At 60.0% G+C, this 15,208-nt stretch carries 16 protein-coding genes, 1 tRNA gene and 1 rRNA gene; 11 read left to right on the top strand and 7 right to left on the bottom strand.

Going from position 1 to position 15,208, the window contains the following annotated elements; genetic code table 11:
* The 3 genes from ACR0NJ_RS19235 to msrP all read right to left on the bottom strand — a co-directional run.
* Positions 1-88: ribosomal RNA gene (locus tag ACR0NJ_RS19235) — 16S ribosomal RNA — on the bottom strand; the annotation flags it as partial.
* 654 nt (positions 89-742) lie between these two features.
* Positions 743-1,357 carry a protein-methionine-sulfoxide reductase heme-binding subunit MsrQ gene (gene msrQ / locus ACR0NJ_RS19230; protein ID WP_480818709.1) on the bottom strand — a complete coding sequence of 205 codons (615 nt, stop codon included), beginning with the start codon at positions 1,355-1,357 and terminating at the stop codon, positions 743-745.
* A gap of 4 nt (positions 1,358-1,361) precedes the next feature.
* Positions 1,362-2,264, bottom strand: a complete 903-nt coding sequence (gene msrP / locus ACR0NJ_RS19225) for a protein-methionine-sulfoxide reductase catalytic subunit MsrP (RefSeq protein WP_480818708.1) — start codon at positions 2,262-2,264, stop codon at positions 1,362-1,364.
* 240 nt (positions 2,265-2,504) lie between these two features.
* Here msrP and ACR0NJ_RS19220 point away from each other — a divergent pair, with 240 nt between their 5' ends.
* A complete protein-coding gene (locus ACR0NJ_RS19220; RefSeq protein WP_480818707.1) occupies positions 2,505-3,320 on the top strand; it encodes a cyclase family protein in 816 nt (271 codons plus the stop codon).
* Between the two features lie 103 nt (positions 3,321-3,423).
* Positions 3,424-4,047 carry a class I SAM-dependent methyltransferase gene (locus tag ACR0NJ_RS19215; RefSeq protein ID WP_480818706.1) on the top strand — a complete coding sequence of 208 codons (624 nt, stop codon included), beginning with the start codon at positions 3,424-3,426 and terminating at the stop codon, positions 4,045-4,047.
* A 54-nt stretch (positions 4,048-4,101) separates the two neighbouring features.
* Here ACR0NJ_RS19215 and clpB read toward each other — a convergent pair whose 3' ends face one another.
* Complete coding sequence (gene clpB, locus ACR0NJ_RS19210; protein ID WP_480818705.1) at positions 4,102-6,720, bottom strand: ATP-dependent chaperone ClpB; 2,619 nt, start codon at positions 6,718-6,720, stop codon at positions 4,102-4,104.
* A 126-nt stretch (positions 6,721-6,846) separates the two neighbouring features.
* Entirely contained in the window at positions 6,847-7,167 is a 321-nt protein-coding gene (locus tag ACR0NJ_RS19205; RefSeq protein WP_480818704.1) for a hypothetical protein, read from the bottom strand.
* Between the two features lie 155 nt (positions 7,168-7,322).
* Between ACR0NJ_RS19205 and pyrF the strand changes: the two genes are divergently transcribed.
* Together pyrF and ACR0NJ_RS19195 are read left to right on the top strand one after the other, a co-directional pair.
* Positions 7,323-8,027: an orotidine-5'-phosphate decarboxylase gene (gene pyrF, locus ACR0NJ_RS19200; protein ID WP_480818703.1), complete on the top strand. Its 705-nt coding sequence runs from the start codon at positions 7,323-7,325 to the stop codon at positions 8,025-8,027.
* A gap of 344 nt (positions 8,028-8,371) precedes the next feature.
* Positions 8,372-9,625, top strand: a complete 1,254-nt coding sequence (locus ACR0NJ_RS19195; protein WP_480818712.1) for a DNA polymerase IV — start codon at positions 8,372-8,374, stop codon at positions 9,623-9,625.
* A 3-nt stretch (positions 9,626-9,628) separates the two neighbouring features.
* Here ACR0NJ_RS19195 and ACR0NJ_RS19190 read toward each other — a convergent pair whose 3' ends face one another.
* Positions 9,629-10,489 (bottom strand): N-formylglutamate amidohydrolase, encoded by an 861-nt coding sequence (locus ACR0NJ_RS19190; protein WP_480818702.1) that lies wholly within the window; start codon positions 10,487-10,489, stop codon positions 9,629-9,631.
* A 147-nt stretch (positions 10,490-10,636) separates the two neighbouring features.
* Here ACR0NJ_RS19190 and ACR0NJ_RS19185 point away from each other — a divergent pair.
* The 5 genes from ACR0NJ_RS19185 (at position 10,637) to ACR0NJ_RS19165 (ending at position 13,413) form a co-directional block, all read left to right on the top strand.
* A tRNA-Val gene (locus ACR0NJ_RS19185) sits at positions 10,637-10,711 on the top strand.
* A gap of 91 nt (positions 10,712-10,802) precedes the next feature.
* Positions 10,803-10,928 (top strand): type B 50S ribosomal protein L36, encoded by a 126-nt coding sequence (gene ykgO / locus ACR0NJ_RS19180; protein ID WP_008755722.1) that lies wholly within the window; start codon positions 10,803-10,805, stop codon positions 10,926-10,928.
* Between the two features lie 273 nt (positions 10,929-11,201).
* Positions 11,202-12,218, top strand: a complete 1,017-nt coding sequence (locus tag ACR0NJ_RS19175) for a Fe(3+) ABC transporter substrate-binding protein (RefSeq protein ID WP_480818701.1) — start codon at positions 11,202-11,204, stop codon at positions 12,216-12,218.
* Positions 12,219-12,340: 122 nt separating this feature from the next.
* On the top strand, positions 12,341-12,895 hold the full coding sequence (locus ACR0NJ_RS19170) for a helix-turn-helix domain-containing protein (RefSeq protein WP_480818700.1): 555 nt from the start codon (positions 12,341-12,343) through the stop codon (positions 12,893-12,895).
* Positions 12,892-13,413 carry an N-acetyltransferase family protein gene (locus tag ACR0NJ_RS19165; protein ID WP_480818699.1) on the top strand — a complete coding sequence of 174 codons (522 nt, stop codon included), beginning with the start codon at positions 12,892-12,894 and terminating at the stop codon, positions 13,411-13,413. The genes ACR0NJ_RS19170 and ACR0NJ_RS19165 overlap by 4 nt, the downstream gene beginning before the upstream one ends.
* A gap of 15 nt (positions 13,414-13,428) precedes the next feature.
* Here ACR0NJ_RS19165 and ACR0NJ_RS19160 read toward each other — a convergent pair whose 3' ends face one another.
* Entirely contained in the window at positions 13,429-14,229 is an 801-nt protein-coding gene (locus ACR0NJ_RS19160; RefSeq protein ID WP_480818698.1) for a phenylalanine 4-monooxygenase, read from the bottom strand.
* 120 nt (positions 14,230-14,349) lie between these two features.
* Here ACR0NJ_RS19160 and ACR0NJ_RS19155 point away from each other — a divergent pair, with 120 nt between their 5' ends.
* Entirely contained in the window at positions 14,350-14,808 is a 459-nt protein-coding gene (locus ACR0NJ_RS19155) for an Lrp/AsnC family transcriptional regulator (RefSeq protein ID WP_480818697.1), read from the top strand.
* A gap of 102 nt (positions 14,809-14,910) precedes the next feature.
* Positions 14,911-15,207, top strand: a complete 297-nt coding sequence (locus ACR0NJ_RS19150; RefSeq protein ID WP_480818696.1) for a putative quinol monooxygenase — start codon at positions 14,911-14,913, stop codon at positions 15,205-15,207.
* Position 15,208 lies beyond the last annotated feature (1 nt).

Genomic DNA, 15,208 nt, shown 5'->3' with positions numbered 1-15,208 from the left:
GCCGCTCACCCCGAAAGGCGCGCTCGACTTGCATGTGTTAGGCCTGCCGCCAGCGTTCGTTCTGAGCCAGGATCAAACTCTCAAGTTGAAAGCACATTGCTGCGCTATCCTTGACGTTCGAACCTCTGCACATCTTTAGTTGTGCTACCGCCTATTCGGCTACTTGAGCACGAGTAAGCAGTACACCCTCAGCCGGCTAGCCGAGAGTACAACTAAAAGTCATCTGTTTGATGTACACTGGTTTCATCAGAAACCGGTGAACCACTCAAACAGTGAAGCTGACACTGGTCATCGGGACATTCATCCCTACCAGCGCGATATACAGACATCCAATCCGTCGAAACGAACCAAACCGCCCACATATCTCTTCAGTTATCCATCAATGTCAAAGAACAAAACACCCAAGACCCAAAATCAGACCATAACGCCAATCACTCAGCGCCACCGCCCAACACATTCCCTCAGATGCCACCGTCTCTCCGATGTGTCTCAGCCGTCTCTCCGACCCGTCAACAACGCCTCAGCAGCGCCGGTGAAGGGGGTTCTAAGGTCTACAAACAACCGCCGCAAGCAGAAAATTACAAAAAGGCGATAATTTCCTGTGTTTCACTTTTTGGTGCTTATTATCAAATATTTAATCAACGGTGATCACGTCTATTGAGCAACAAAACCGGACCCCGACACACAGAATCGCAGCCGTAAACGGCTTATTCACACATTTGCCCACAGACTCATCGAAGACTCAGGCGGAATCGACCCGGCGGACCCGTGTGAACAGACGCGGCACGGGCAATCGGAGGATCAGAAGCGCTACAATCACAGTCAGATATATCAAGGGCTCAATCTGAAACCCCTTGGCCAGCATCACGTAGTGCAGCCCCCCAAGGAGGGCGGCGCCATAGACCAGTTTGTGCAGGTTGCGCCAACGCGGGCCCAGCTTTCGCACCGACCAGTTGTTCGAGGTCAAAGCCAAAGGCAGCATCAGCAGGAACCCGGCCATGCCGACCGTAATATAGGGGCGCTTGAGGATATCCGCCCAGATCTGACTGAGCACCTGAACATCCAGCACCAGCCAGACCAGCAGATGCAGCGCAACATAGAGGAACGCCAGTACCCCAATGGCGCGGCGGAACTTCATCAGGTTCAGCCCGAAATATTGCCGCAGAGGGGACACCGCCAGTCCCAGGATCAGCAATTGAAGGGCAAGCTCGCCTAGTTCATGTTCCAAAGCCTCGATGGGTTCGACCCCAAGCCCGCCGGTCTGGGCCAGATAAAACAGCCAAGGCACCGGCAGCACCCCAACCAAATAGATGGCCCATACCGGTATCCGGCAGAAGATCTGATTCACTGCGTGCATGGTCTTAGTAGTTCTTTTCCAGATCCATTCCTTCATAAAGGCCTGCGACGTCTTCCTCATACCCATTGAACATCAGCGTCGGCTCGCGTTTGGCAAACAGCCCCCCACCGATGCGGCGTTCGGTGGCCTGCGACCAGCGCGGATGATCCACGTACGGATTCACATTACTATAGAAACCGTATTCACGTGGGTTCGACATGTTCCAACTTGTCGGCGGCTCATCTTCGGTCAGGGTGATGCGGACAATCGACTTGATAGATTTGAAACCGTATTTCCATGGCACGACCAGACGCAGCGGCGCGCCATTCTGGTTCGGAATCGGGCGGTCGTAAATCCCCGTGGCCATAATCGTCAGCGGATGCATGGCCTCGTCCAGCCGCAACCCCTCGCGATAGGGCCATTCGAGGACGGGGAAGCGGACACCGGGCATTTCGTCCGGGCGCAGCGCCGTTTCGAAGGCCACGTATTTCGCACCTTCCTGCACGCCAACCATGTTCAGCAAGTCAGCCAGTTCAAACCCGTTCCACGGGATCACCATCGACCAGGCCTCGACACAGCGGAATCGGTAGATACGTTCCTCGACCGTCATCTCGGACATGACATCCGCAAACTCGTAGTCACCGGGGCGGTCGACCAGGCCGTCGATCTTGATGCTCCACGGCTCGGTCACCAGCGTATGGGCATATTTCGCCGGATCGTCCTTGCGTGTGCCGAATTCATAGTAGTTGTTGTAGGACGTGATTTCTTCCCACGTATTGGGCTCCAACGCATCCTGCGCCCGTGACGGCTTTGGCAAGGTCGCCAACCCAACGCCTGCCAGCCCGGCCATTACCTGCCGCCGGCTCAGAAACGCCGCCCTCGGGGTGACGTCGGCATGTGTCAAAGTGTTGGTCCAGCGATGCGCCATGTAAGTCTCCGTATTTATGCACCTCAGCTACGAGGTAGGCCGCTGATAGCACAGAGCAAAGGAAACAGGCGTAACGATTGAGAGACGGGATTGTAACGTATGGCCGGATGGAACGACCGTGATGGCCGCAATCTTTACAAGGCGTGTGCCAAACGTGCAGTCTTGCTCGCAAACAAAACAATAATGAAAAGGTAGCCCGATCCATCCGGACTGTTGAACAACCTCAGTGGGAGAAGACGAATGTGTGATATTTGCGTTATGAATGCGGTCAAAGACAAAATGCTGTCGCGGCGAAACTTCTTCAAAGTGACGGCAGCCTCGGGTCTTGCGGCGGCTGCAACAAGTGCGTCCGCGCCTGCCGCGCTGGCGGCAGGGCATGGCGGGGTTGAGGATATGACACACACGCTCAGCCCCGATTTCCCAACTTGGGGCGGCGATCCGGGCATCTCGGCAGAGCAGGTTTTCAACTTTGGGGATCATGGCTTCAACCTGTTCAGCCTGTCGATCAACGAACATACCGGCACGCATATCGATGCGCCTCTGCATTTCTCGGCGGATGGCACCTCGGTGGATGAAATCCCGGTCACCGATCTGATCGCGCCTTTATGCGTGGTGGATATCGCTGCCCGCGCTGCCGAAGACGCCGACACACGCGTTACGCCGGATGACCTGAAGGCGTGGATCGCAGCCAATGGCGACATTCCCGACGGGGCTTGCGTGGCGATGCACTCGGGCTGGGGCGGCAAAACGGCGACAGACGGATTCCGTAACTTCGACGGCGAGGCCCAGCATTACCCCGGCTTCCATGTGGAAGCAGCACAAATGCTGATGGAAGAAACCGGCGCACGGTCGATTGCCGTCGATACGCTGTCTCTGGATCATGGCATGTCCGCCGATTTCGCAACCCACTATGCCTGGCTGCCCTCGGGTCGCTTCGGGATCGAGTGTCTGGCCAATCTGGATCGCGTGCCAGCCTCGGGTGCCACGTTGGTGATCGGGGCACCCAAGCATAAAGGAGGCACCGGCGGCCCGGCGCGGATATTTGCCCTGATTTAGGGTGTGAAACACTGGCCCGCCTGTCTGGCGGGCCGCGAATGTTGGACCCCGGGTTCGATTTCCTGCTACCAAAACGGTGATCCTTTGACGCCGAGAACGTCCAATGGCCCAGCCGACCTCTGGCACCACGCTCCGCTATGACACTGCCGCGCCAAAGTGGCGGGATAAGATGCGCATGCTTGGTTATTATGATGCGTATCTCGGGTTTCTTTCAGCAGGGCGGCGCGCGCCTGATTTACACGATCGCGTGGTGGATATCGGGGCCGGAACCGCGTCTTTTGCCGAGGCCTGGGTCGCCATTCACGGGCCACTAGCCGAGATGACATTGCTCGACCCAAGCTCGGCCATGCTAGCGCATGGTCAGAGCGCTTTGCGAGCACGAGGCGTGGAATCGAGCATCGTGGAAGGTCTGCTGGGCGAGGTTGATCTGGAACCCGCGGATGTGGCGTTGGCCGCACATGTGATTGAGCACTGCCCGGACCCTTTGCAAGCGCTTGAACAGATTCGCGATCTTCTGCGCCCCGGTGGCCGCCTGTATCTTGTGGTGTCAAAACCGCATTGGTGCAACGCGATCATCTGGCTGCAATGGCGTCATCGCACCTTTGGCAGGTCGGAAATTCTGGCCCTGTTGAAGCAAGCGGGTTTCAACTGCACCAGCACGTACTCCTTTCCTGCAGGCCCGCCGTCGCGGACCAGTCGGGGCATCGTGGCGCAGCGTCGGGACTAGACCGCTCTGAACGAAAAGACCCGCCGGTGTGGCGGGTCTTTTCTGTTTGATTGATCAATGGACCACCGCATCGTCCGGGCGGGGGCGGTCGGACGTGCCCAGCCGGTCGCCGATGATCAGCCCCTCGGCCCCGGCGGTGACGGGAACGGTCTCGCCATCCTTGATCTCACCCCCCAGCAGCGCCTCGGCCAGAGGGTTCTGCAGGGCGCGCTGGATCACGCGTTTCAGCGGACGGGCCCCAAAGACCGGATCGTAGCCTTCATTGGCCAGCCATTCCTTGGCGCCATCATCCAGCGCAAGCTCGATCTTGCGGGTGGCCAGACGTTTCTGCAGACGCGCCATCTGGATATCGACGATGCCATCCATATCGGCCCGCTTGAGGCGGTCAAAGATGATGGTCTCATCCAGACGGTTCAGGAATTCGGGCCGGAAATGCGCCCGGACCGCATCCATCACATCCCGCCGCGCCTGCGCGCTGTCGGCCCCTTCGGGCAGTTGGCTGAGCGCCTGAGAGCCAAGGTTCGACGTCAGGATGATCAGCGTCTGCTTGAAGTCCACCGTGCGGCCCTGACCATCGGTCAGTACGCCATCGTCGAGAACCTGCAACAGCACGTTGAACACATCCGGGTGCGCCTTTTCGACCTCGTCAAACAGCACGACCTGATAGGGCCTGCGCCGCACGGCCTCGGTCAGCACACCGCCTTCGTCATAGCCGACATAGCCCGGAGGGGCCCCGATCAGACGGGCAACCGCGTGTTTTTCCATGAACTCGGACATATCGATGCGCACCATCGCGTTGTCGTCGTCGAACAGGAAGTTCGCCACGGCCTTGGTCAGTTCGGTTTTCCCCACACCGGTCGGCCCGAGGAACAGGAACGAGCCCAGCGGACGGTTCTCATCGTTTAGACCCGCACGCGCACGGCGCACGGCGTTGGCCACGGCGGTGACCGCCGCATCCTGACCGATGACGCGGGAATGCAGATCGTCTTCCATCCGCAGCAGCTTCTCGCGCTCACCTTCCAGCATTTTCGAGGTCGGGATGCCGGTCCAGCGTTCGACAACGCTGGCGATCTGTTCCGGGCGCACCGTTTCCTCGGCCATCATGGCGTTGCTTTCGGCGTTTTCGGCCTCGGTCAGCTTCTTCTCAAGCTCGGGGATGACGCCATAAGACAGCTCCCCCGCTTTGGCGAGGTTGCCTTCGCGCTTGGCGATTTCCAGATCAGCCCGCGCTTTGTCGAGCTGTGCTTTCAGATCACGCGCGCCCGCGAGTTTATCGCGTTCGGCCTGCCATTGGGCGGTCATCTCGGCGGATTGCTCCTGCAGGTCGGCGAGGTCCTTTTGCAAGGTGTCCAGACGGTCCTTCGAGGCCGCGTCATCCTCGAGCTTCAGCGCCTCTTCCTCGATCTGCATCTGCAGGATCTGGCGGTCCAGCTGATCGAGTTCCTCGGGCTTGGAGTCCACCTCCATCCGCAGACGCGAGGCGGCCTCATCGACCAAATCGATGGCTTTGTCGGGCAGGAACCGGTCGGTGATATAGCGATGCGACAGGGTCGCCGCCGAAACCAGCGCCGAATCCGAGATGCGCACACCGTGGTGCAGCTCGTATTTTTCCTTGATGCCGCGCAGGATGCTGATCGTGTCCTCGACTGTGGGTTCAGCCACCACAACGGGCTGGAACCGGCGCGCAAGCGCCGCGTCTTTTTCCACGTATTTGCGGTATTCATCCAGCGTGGTCGCGCCGATGCAATGCAGCTCACCCCGGGCAAGCGCGGGCTTGATCAGGTTGGCGGCATCCATCGCGCCGTCGGATTTGCCCGCGCCGACCAGCGTGTGCATCTCGTCGATGAACAGGATGATTTCCCCGGCGGCTTCGGTCACTTCGGTCAGAACGGCCTTGAGGCGTTCTTCGAACTCACCACGGTATTTCGCACCTGCGATCAGCGCGCCCATGTCGAGCGCCAGCAGCTTTTTGTCTTTCAGCGATTCCGGCACGTCGCCGTTCACGATGCGCAGGGCCATGCCCTCGGCAATCGCGGTCTTACCGACGCCGGGTTCCCCGATCAGGACCGGGTTATTTTTGGTCCGACGCGACAGAACCTGCATCGAGCGGCGGATTTCCTCATCGCGCCCAATGATCGGATCGATCTTGCCCTCAGCCGCAGCCTCGGTCAGGTCGCGCGCGTATTTCTTCAGCGCGTCATAGCCTTCCTCCGCCGAGGCGGTGTCAGCGGTGCGGCCCTTGCGGATGTCGTTGATCGCCTCGTTCAGTTTCTGCGCGGATACCGCACCGGCCTCCAAAGCGTCCTTGGCTTTGGATTTGACCATGCACAGCGCCATCAGCACCCGTTCGACCGGCACAAAGCTGTCGCCTGCCTTGGTGGCGATCTTGGCGGCCTCGTCCAGCACTTTGGCGGTCTGGCCGTCCATGTAGATCTGGCTGGCATCGCCGCTGACCTTGGGGATCTTGCCCATCGCGGCATCCAGCGCCTCGACCACGCGGTTCGGCGCGCCGCCCGCGCGGGTGATCAGGTTGCTGGCCAACCCCTGATCGTCATCCATCAATGCCTTGAGTATATGTGTGGGCTCCAGCCGCTGGTGCCCTTCGCGCAGCGCAATGGTCTGCGCCGCCTGCACGAAACCTCGTGCCCGCTCGGTGAACTTGTTCAAGTCCATAGCATTCTCCTTTTCCAAGCGCCCCGTGTTGACATGCCCGCCAGGCAGCACATGTCGGTCGAAGCCTCACATTCAATCTGGGAAATTTCTGACTGGGTTCAAGAGGCTATGGCGCAGAAACAGCGCTTATTCGCGCTGGATCGTGTAGACGGTGTAACCGCCGGTCTCTGCCACCTGAATTGCACCGAGGTCGTCCACCAGCGACTGCGCCGCAGCGCTGCCCGTCGGGCATGAAACGAGATCGGCAGTGTGGTCCAGAAACTCGCCGGCAAAGGCCGTTTCGCCGGTCAGCTGACACCAATCCTCCTCAGCCCGGTAGCCACCGACCAGCAGCAAATCATCGTTGGTTGGGGGTGGGGCCACCCCACTGTCGGATGCGCCGTTTTGCGCGGTCTCATCACAGGCCGCCACAGCCACAAGCAGCCCAAGTGCAACCAGTCGTTTCATATCCTGTCCCTTTTTCAAATCGCTCGCCGGAATTGGGATGCAGGATAGCACAGAAAAATCCACCGCGTGGTGCTGTTCAACGAGGTCCGCTGATGGACAGACCGCCCCGAACCCGCTAGGACGCAGACGTTTGCCAAAAAGCAGGAGCCCACCCCATGTCCGATGACCGCCTGATCGTAGCCCTCGATGTTCCGAACGCCCTGCAGGGGCTGGCCATGGCCGAACGGCTGGGGGATGCCGTATCCTTCTACAAGATCGGACTGGGGATGCTGACCGGCGGCGGGCTGGCGCTGGCCAATGAGCTGAAACATGATCACGGCAAGCGCATCTTTCTGGACATGAAGCTGTTCGACATCGGCAACACGGTGGAAAACGCCGTGCGCGGGTTGGCGCAGTTCGATCTGGATTTCCTGACCGTGCATGGCGATCCGCATGTGGTGCGCGCGGCCAAGGAAGGGGCTGCGGGCAAGGACCTGAAAATTCTGGCGGTGACCATCCTGACCTCGCTGAACCGCGACGATCTGGATGCCAGCCTGCTGAAAGCGGGCGACGTGCAGGAGCTGGTGGTAGAACGTGCGGCAATGGCGCTGGAGGCCGGGGCCGATGGCGTCATCGCCAGCCCGCAAGAGGCCGCGCTGATCCGCGCCCTGCCCCAGGCCGAAGGTCGTCTGATCGTCACCCCCGGCGTGCGCCCGGCGGGCGCGGCCTTGGGCGATCAGAAACGCGTCGCCACCCCGGCCAGCGCCATAGGAGACGGGGCCGATCATATCGTCGTGGGCCGTCCGATTTATCAGGCGGACGACCCCAAAGCCGCCGCCGAGGCTGTTCTGAACGAGTTAAATTCTTTGACACGCCACTAAACAGCGCAGGGGAATCAGCCTGATTTTGCCCCTAAAACGAGCGACAACCCGTTGACGTAAGGTCAATTTTTGCATCCGCCGCGCCAAATTGCCCCTGTGCCTGAAAACACACATCCAAAACGCGCGTTAGGTATGGGCTGTGTTCAAACTATCGCGTGAACGCAATTTGCGCGATTCTAGGGATGAGACACTCCCCAACGAACCGTCTCTTCCTGAGGTTCGTTACCTCCCCCCGCCAGTCGCGGGGGGTCTTCTTTTGGAAAACCCCGCACTCCTGACGGGCCTGTGATCATCCGCAAAGGGTGCTATAAGAAGCTTCCCGAACCCTGCGCATGTGGACGCAAATGCCCGGTCTGTGCCGAGATTGCCTGACTTCGCTCAACGATGAACGGCGCTGCCCCTCTTGCGGCAGCCCGCGTGTCAAATCTCATCCCGAACTGTTTGATCTGACCATCGCACATATGGATTGCGACGCGTTCTACGCATCGGTGGAAAAGCGCGACAATCCTGATCTGGCGGATAAGCCGGTGATCATCGGCGGTGGCAAGCGCGGCGTGGTGTCGACCGCCTGCTACGTGGCGCGGATCCGGGGCGTGCGCTCGGCCATGCCGATGTTCAAGGCGCTGGCCTTGTGCCCCGAGGCGGTGGTGATCAAACCGCGCATGTCGGTCTATGCCGGGGTCTCGCGTGAAATCCGCGCGATGATGGATGAACTGACCCCGGACGTTGAACCCCTATCCCTGGACGAGGCGTTCATGGACCTGTCGGGCACCCAGCGTCTACACGGCGCGCCGCCTGCGGTGATGCTGGCTCGGCTGGTCAAGCGTATGAAAGACGAACTGGGCCTGACCGGGTCCATCGGCCTGAGCCATAACAAGTTTCTGGCCAAAGTCGCCTCGGACCTCGACAAACCGCGCGGGTTTTCGGTGATCGGCAAGGCCGAAACCGCCGCGTTTCTGCACGACAAACCGGTGCGGCTGATCTGGGGCATTGGCCCGGCGGCACAGGAATCCCTGGACCGCGCCGGCATCCGCACATTTTCAGACCTCCTGCGCTGGGATCAGGAGGCGCTGACCGCCCGGTTCGGATCAATGGGCTATCGCCTGTGGCATCTGGCGCGGGGACAGGACAAACGCCGTGTGTCGGCCCATGAGCCGATGAAATCGATCAGCAATGAGATGACGTTTTTCGAAGACACCTCGAGCATCGAGATTCTGGACGGGCACCTGTGGCGCATGGCCCTGAAGGTCTCGGACCGGGCCAAGGCCAAGGGACTGGCCGGGCGGGTGGTCACGCTGAAGCTAAAGAAGGCCAACCACAAGATACTAACACGGCGGGTATCCCTGCGCGATGCAACCCAGATTGCCGACCGGATTTACCGGACCGCACGCGCGTTGTTCGATCAGGTCGGTGATCAGGGGCCTTACCGCCTGCTGGGCTGTGGGTTGTCCGATCTCTGCCCCGAGGATCAGGCCGATATCTCGGGCGATCTGCTGGACCCGGGCGCAGCGCGCCGGTCTCAGGCCGAGCGGGCGACGGACGAGATTCGCAAGAAATTCGGCACCGATGCCATCGTGAAAGGGCGGGCTTTGCGCTAGGGCTTATTCAGCAGCCAGACGCTGAGACTGCGCGCCGATACTGGCGATCTCGGCGATCACCTGCCGCAGCACTTTAGAAAACGCCATGAAATTGGCATTCGGCGTGATCTTTTCCTCATCCATGTACAAGGCCCGATCAATCTCGATCTGCACCGCATGCTGGTGCCGCCCCGGACGCCCATAGGTCTGCGTGACATAGGCCCCGGCAAAGGGCGCATTCCGCGCCACCGTCAGACCCGCCGAGGCAAAGGCTGCTTCGATCCGCTCGACAATCTCGGCCGAAGCGGACGCGCCGAACCGGTCGCCCAGCACGATCTCGGGCCGTTTACTATGCGCGGCGCTGGCCATCGCAACGGCCTCGTGCGGCATCGAATGGCAATCGACCAGAATTGCCTGTCCGAATTTCTCATGGGATTCTGCCAGCAGCGTTTTCAGGCGCGCGTGGTAGGGCCGCCAATAGGTGTCGATGCGCAAGCGCGCCTCGTCCATCGTCAGCTTACCGCGATAGATCGCGCGCCCGTTGGCAACGACGCGCGGAATCACCCCCAACCCCGAGGCGACGCGCGGGTTATGTCCATGCCTGCGCGCACCGCTGATCAGCACCGGGTCAAGCTCATCGGCGCTGCGGTTGAGGTCCAGGTATGCGCGCGGCATGGCGGCCTTGATCAGCGGTGCGCCACAGTCGGCCGCAGACGCAAAAAGCTGATCGACAAACGCATCTTCCGAGGATCGAATCATACTCGGGTTCAGCACCGAGCGCTTCAGAAAGGCCTCAGGATAGTCGCGCCCGCTGTGCGGCGAGGAAAAAACCGCGCAGGATGTGCGTTTGGCGGGCATATCCAGTGTGTAGGCTGCGTTCTGCATGATCACTCCGTCTTCGCAGCTAACATAGACCGGAAAATAGTTCTTCCAAACCCCTTGAACCCCTTTGCGACTCCTTTTATAGACCCCGCTACCGGCGCGGGTATCCGCGCCCCATTTCGTTATGGGGCAGGGCACGCAAAGGTTCGTGGGCGGTTAGCTCAGCGGTAGAGCACTTCGTTGACATCGAAGGGGTCACAAGTTCGATCCTTGTACCGCCCACCATCGTTTCACTGTTCCGGGCTTTCCGGGGCACCCGCTAACCCAGGCGCTGGCCACGTCTTTGATGAAGGCGCCGCAGATTGGAGACAGACCAATGAAGGTCAAGAACTCGCTCCGCTCGCTCAAGAACCGGCATCGTGATTGCCGGATTGTGCGTCGCAAAGGCCGCGTCTACGTGATCAACAAGACGCAGCGCAAGTTCAAAGCACGTCAGGGCTGAGAACTGCACAAACCGAATTGAAAGAACCGCGCCTTCGGGTGCGGTTTTTTTGTTGGCGGAAGGGATAAGTTAAGCACTGACCATCAAGCTGTCCCGCCTGAAACTTTGAAAGTTTCAGGGACGGTTTCTTTTCAAGAAACCGCTTTTCGGCGCAACAGTGACCATTTGACCAACTAAATTTGTCGGAAATCCTTGCATCCTCTAGGGAATCGTTTAATTGACCAAATCAGTCGGGTTATTACCCGCCACACATTTCAATGTTGGGACCAAAAGATGCTGAAATCCTCCACCTGCGTTGCCGCCGCCCTGACGGCGCTGATAGCCACCTCGGCCTCCGCCGAGGGTGAACTGAACCTGTATTCCTCACGCCACTACGACACCGACGAGCGTCTGTATTCGGACTTTGAAGAAGCCACGGGCATCAAGATCAACCGGATCGAAGGCAAAGCCGATGAGCTGATCGCCCGCATGGAGGCCGAGGGTGCGAACTCCCCAGCGGATGTGATGCTGACCGTAGACACCTCGCGTCTGGCCCGCGCCAAAGAGGCCGGTATCCTGCAATCCATCGACAGCGCCGTTCTGGAAGAGCGCGTTCCGGCCAACCTGCAGGACAGCGACAACGAATGGTTCGGCTTCTCGCAGCGCGGACGGATCATCTTCTACAACAAGGACAAGGTCGCCAACCCACCCGCCACCTATGCCGATCTGGCCAAGCCCGAGTATCAGGGGCTGGTCTGCATCCGCTCGTCCAGCAATGTCTACAACCAGACCCTGCTGGCCTCGATCATCACCCATGAAGGTGCTGATGCGGCCAAAGGTTGGGCCGAAGGCATCGTCGCCAACATGGCCCGTGACCCGCAGGGCGGCGACACCGACCAACTGCGCGGCATTGTTTCTGGGGAATGCGACATCGCCGTGTCGAACACCTATTACTTTGCCCGTTCGATCCGCAAAGACGTCAAAGGCCTGTCGGCGGACCGCGACATGATCGGCTGGGTATTCCCCAACCAGGACAGCTATGGCGCGCATATGAACCTGTCCGGTGGCGGCGTCGCAGCGCATGCGCCGAACAAGGACAACGCGGTTCTGTTCCTGGAATACCTCGCCAGCGATCAGGCGCAGCAGTATTTCTCGGCCGGGAATGACGAATTCCCCGCCGTCCAAGGCGTTGAACTCGCCGAGTCGGTGAAGGCCTTGGGCGATTTCAAAGCGGATGAGATCAACCTGTCCGAGGTGGCCAAGAACATCCCCGAGGCACAGAGGATCTTCAACGAGGTTGGCTGGAAGTAATCCTGCCTAAGTATCGAGCAGTTCTGGGGTGCGACGCGGGTTCGCACCCCTTTTTCGTTGCACAGTTTTATCATTTTCAGGATAATATTTTCATAATTGGAAAATTTTCCCGGATTCGATCTATGCTGGATACCCTCTCTGACCGCCTCGCCACTCGCCTGAAAGAACTCCGTCAGGGGCGTGGCTGGTCACTGGACCAACTCACCGACCACAGTGGCATCAGCCGCGCCACGCTGTCGCGGATGGAGAAGGGCGATGTAAGCCCGACCGCCGAAAGCCTTGGCCGATTGTGCGCCGCTTACGGCCTGCCGATGTCGCGCCTGTTGATGATGGTCGAAGACAGTTTCGATCCCAAAGTCCCCTTTGAACGTCAGCCCGAATGGCGCGACCCCGAGACCGGGTTCACCCGCCGCGCCGTGTCGCCCCCTGCCCCCGGACTGAACGCAGAGGTCCTGGAATGCCACCTGCCCCGCGACACGGTGATCACCTATGATACGCCGCCCAAGCCGGGGCAGGAACATCACCTGATCGTCCTCGACGGCGCGTTGACGCTGACGGTCGATGGCACCGCGCACGTTCTGAACGGTGGGGATTGCCTGCGCTATCACCTGTCAGGTCCGACCCGCTTCGAAACCGGTCCCGCGCGTGGTGCCCGCTACATTCTGGTGCTGGTATGATCACCCGGCTGACCGACGCCTATTTTGACGGGGCGCTGGAAGACCTGACCGAGATTCTGCACGCCTGCGTCCACACCGGCGCGAGCATTGGCTTCATCCTGCCGTTTTCGCACGACGATGCCCGCGCCTATTGGCAGACCCGGGTCCGACCCGACCTTGCCACAGGCGCGCTGGACCTGTTTGTCATCTATGACGCAGGGCGCATTCAGGGCACCGTCCAGCTGATCCCAGCCGCAATGCCGAACCAGCCGCACCGGGCGGACGTAGCCAAGCTACTGGTCCATCCGCAGGCCCGGCGGCGCGGATTTGGGCGGGCTTTGATGGCTGCCCTCACCGACCGCGCGTCGGAACTGGGGCGCTCGGTTCTGGTTCTGGACACCCGCAGCAGCGATCCCTCGCGCATCCTGTACCAGAGCCTTGGGTTCCAGATCGCCGGGGAAATCCCGAATTACTGCCGCAACCCGTTCGAAGAAAGGCTGGAGCCGACCACCTGTATGTACAAAAACCTTGCGGTCTGACGTGGTATTCAACCGTTACTCAGCGGCGGTGGCTTTCTCGGGAAACTTGTTGGGCAACAACCCCATCGCGCGGGCCTGTCGCACATCCGCAAGCAGATCGCGTTCGGCAGCGGCAAACAGGTCTTCGGGGTCGTCGAGGACGAAATACCCCATCTGATGCATGTCGATCCGGTAAGGCGTGCGCAGAATGGTCAGGATATCGAACGGGTCCCGGTCGGGAATGTCGCTGGTGACAGCATAAACAAGCTCGGTCGGAGACGAGGCTAACCCGGAGCCCAGCGCCTTGATCTGACCATCCTGACGGCGCAGCCCGAATTCGATCGAGAACCAATACAGCCGGATCAGCCAGGCATAATCCCCCACATCCGCCTGAACCCCTGCCTGCCCGATGGCATGGCTGAACGCGGCAAATCGCGGATCGCTCAACAGCGGCGTGTGCCCAAAAATCTCATGAAAGATATCGGGCTCTTCGATGTAGTCGAAATCCTCGCGCGAGCGGATGAAAGACGCCGCCGGAAACACCCGGTCCGCCAGCATGCCGAAGAAGGTCTTGAACCCGATCAGCGCGGGCACCGGCTGTACGCGCCAGCCGGTCAGGTCCAGCAGGCGCTCGGAGATATCTGCGCAGGACGGCACCTTTGTCTTGGGCAAGTCCAGACGTGCCAATCCGTCGGTGTATTCCCGCGCCATGTAGCGCTGCACATTGTCTTCCTGCGCAGCGTAAAGATCGGCCCAGACGCGGTCTTCATCGGCGGTATAGTCGATGTGACCCCGTGCATCGGCCACTTTAGCAACGTATTTGGTCGATTTGGGCATAGGTCTCCTCCTGCTTTCCAACAGGATAGCTGCTCGGATGCGGTGGAATTTGTTTTGATTCCGGGAAAATTTGGTCTATTTTGACGAATTCATTTAGGTTTCATCAAAAAAGCGAAACATATGCTTCAACCCGCCGATATTTCGATCCTGCGCGAATTGCAGATCAGCGGCCGCCTGTCGATGCAGGATTTGGCCGAAAAAACCGGCCTGTCGGCCTCGCAATGCTGGCGGCGGGTGCGCGATCTTGAGGCCTCGGGCGTTGTCTCGGGCTACCGCGCGCAGGTGGCGGCCAAGGCGGTGGGTCTGAACGCCATCGCCTATGTGCATGTCGCGCTACGGGACCATCAGGAGGACAGCATCGCCGACTTCCTGCGTCTGGTCGAGACCGAGCCGCAGATTGTCGAATGCGCGTCGATCACCGGGGATCACGACTTTATCCTCAAGGTCTATGCAAAAACGCCGGAAGATCTTGAGATGTTCATCATGCAGCGCCTGCTGAAATCCGGGCTGGTCCGCGACACCCGCAGCAATTTCGTGCTGCGCCAAACCAAGACGCGGGGGCCGCTCCCCATCCTTTGACCCCGCGCTCTTGGGCGACAACCGGGCCCTGATGTGGTATAGGTTTTCGAAACGACCGAGGCATCGCATACGCCAGGAAACTCCAACTTGGGAGGTATCGGTATGATTATGCGGATTTTTCAGGTCGTCACCCGCCCCGGCAAGGAAGCCGAATTTGCGAAGTTCTTTCACGAAACGGCAATTCCCTTGATGACCCAGACGGACGGGGTTGTCTCGGTCCTGCCCGGCGCGGCCCGGCAGGAGACCCCGCGCGAGTTCAGTTTTGTCATGGTCTGGCGCGATCTTGAGGCGCTCAAGGCCTTTGTGGGCGAGGATTACACGACGCCGCATATCGATCCGGCTGAGGCGGAACTGGTCGAGTCGCGCATCATCCGGCATTACGATCTGGTCGAAACCTGAT

Source organism: Ruegeria sp. F11 (genome assembly GCF_056533855.1).
The sequence above is the reverse complement of the archived record's forward strand: the minus strand, read 5'-3'. Positions and strand labels throughout refer to the sequence as shown.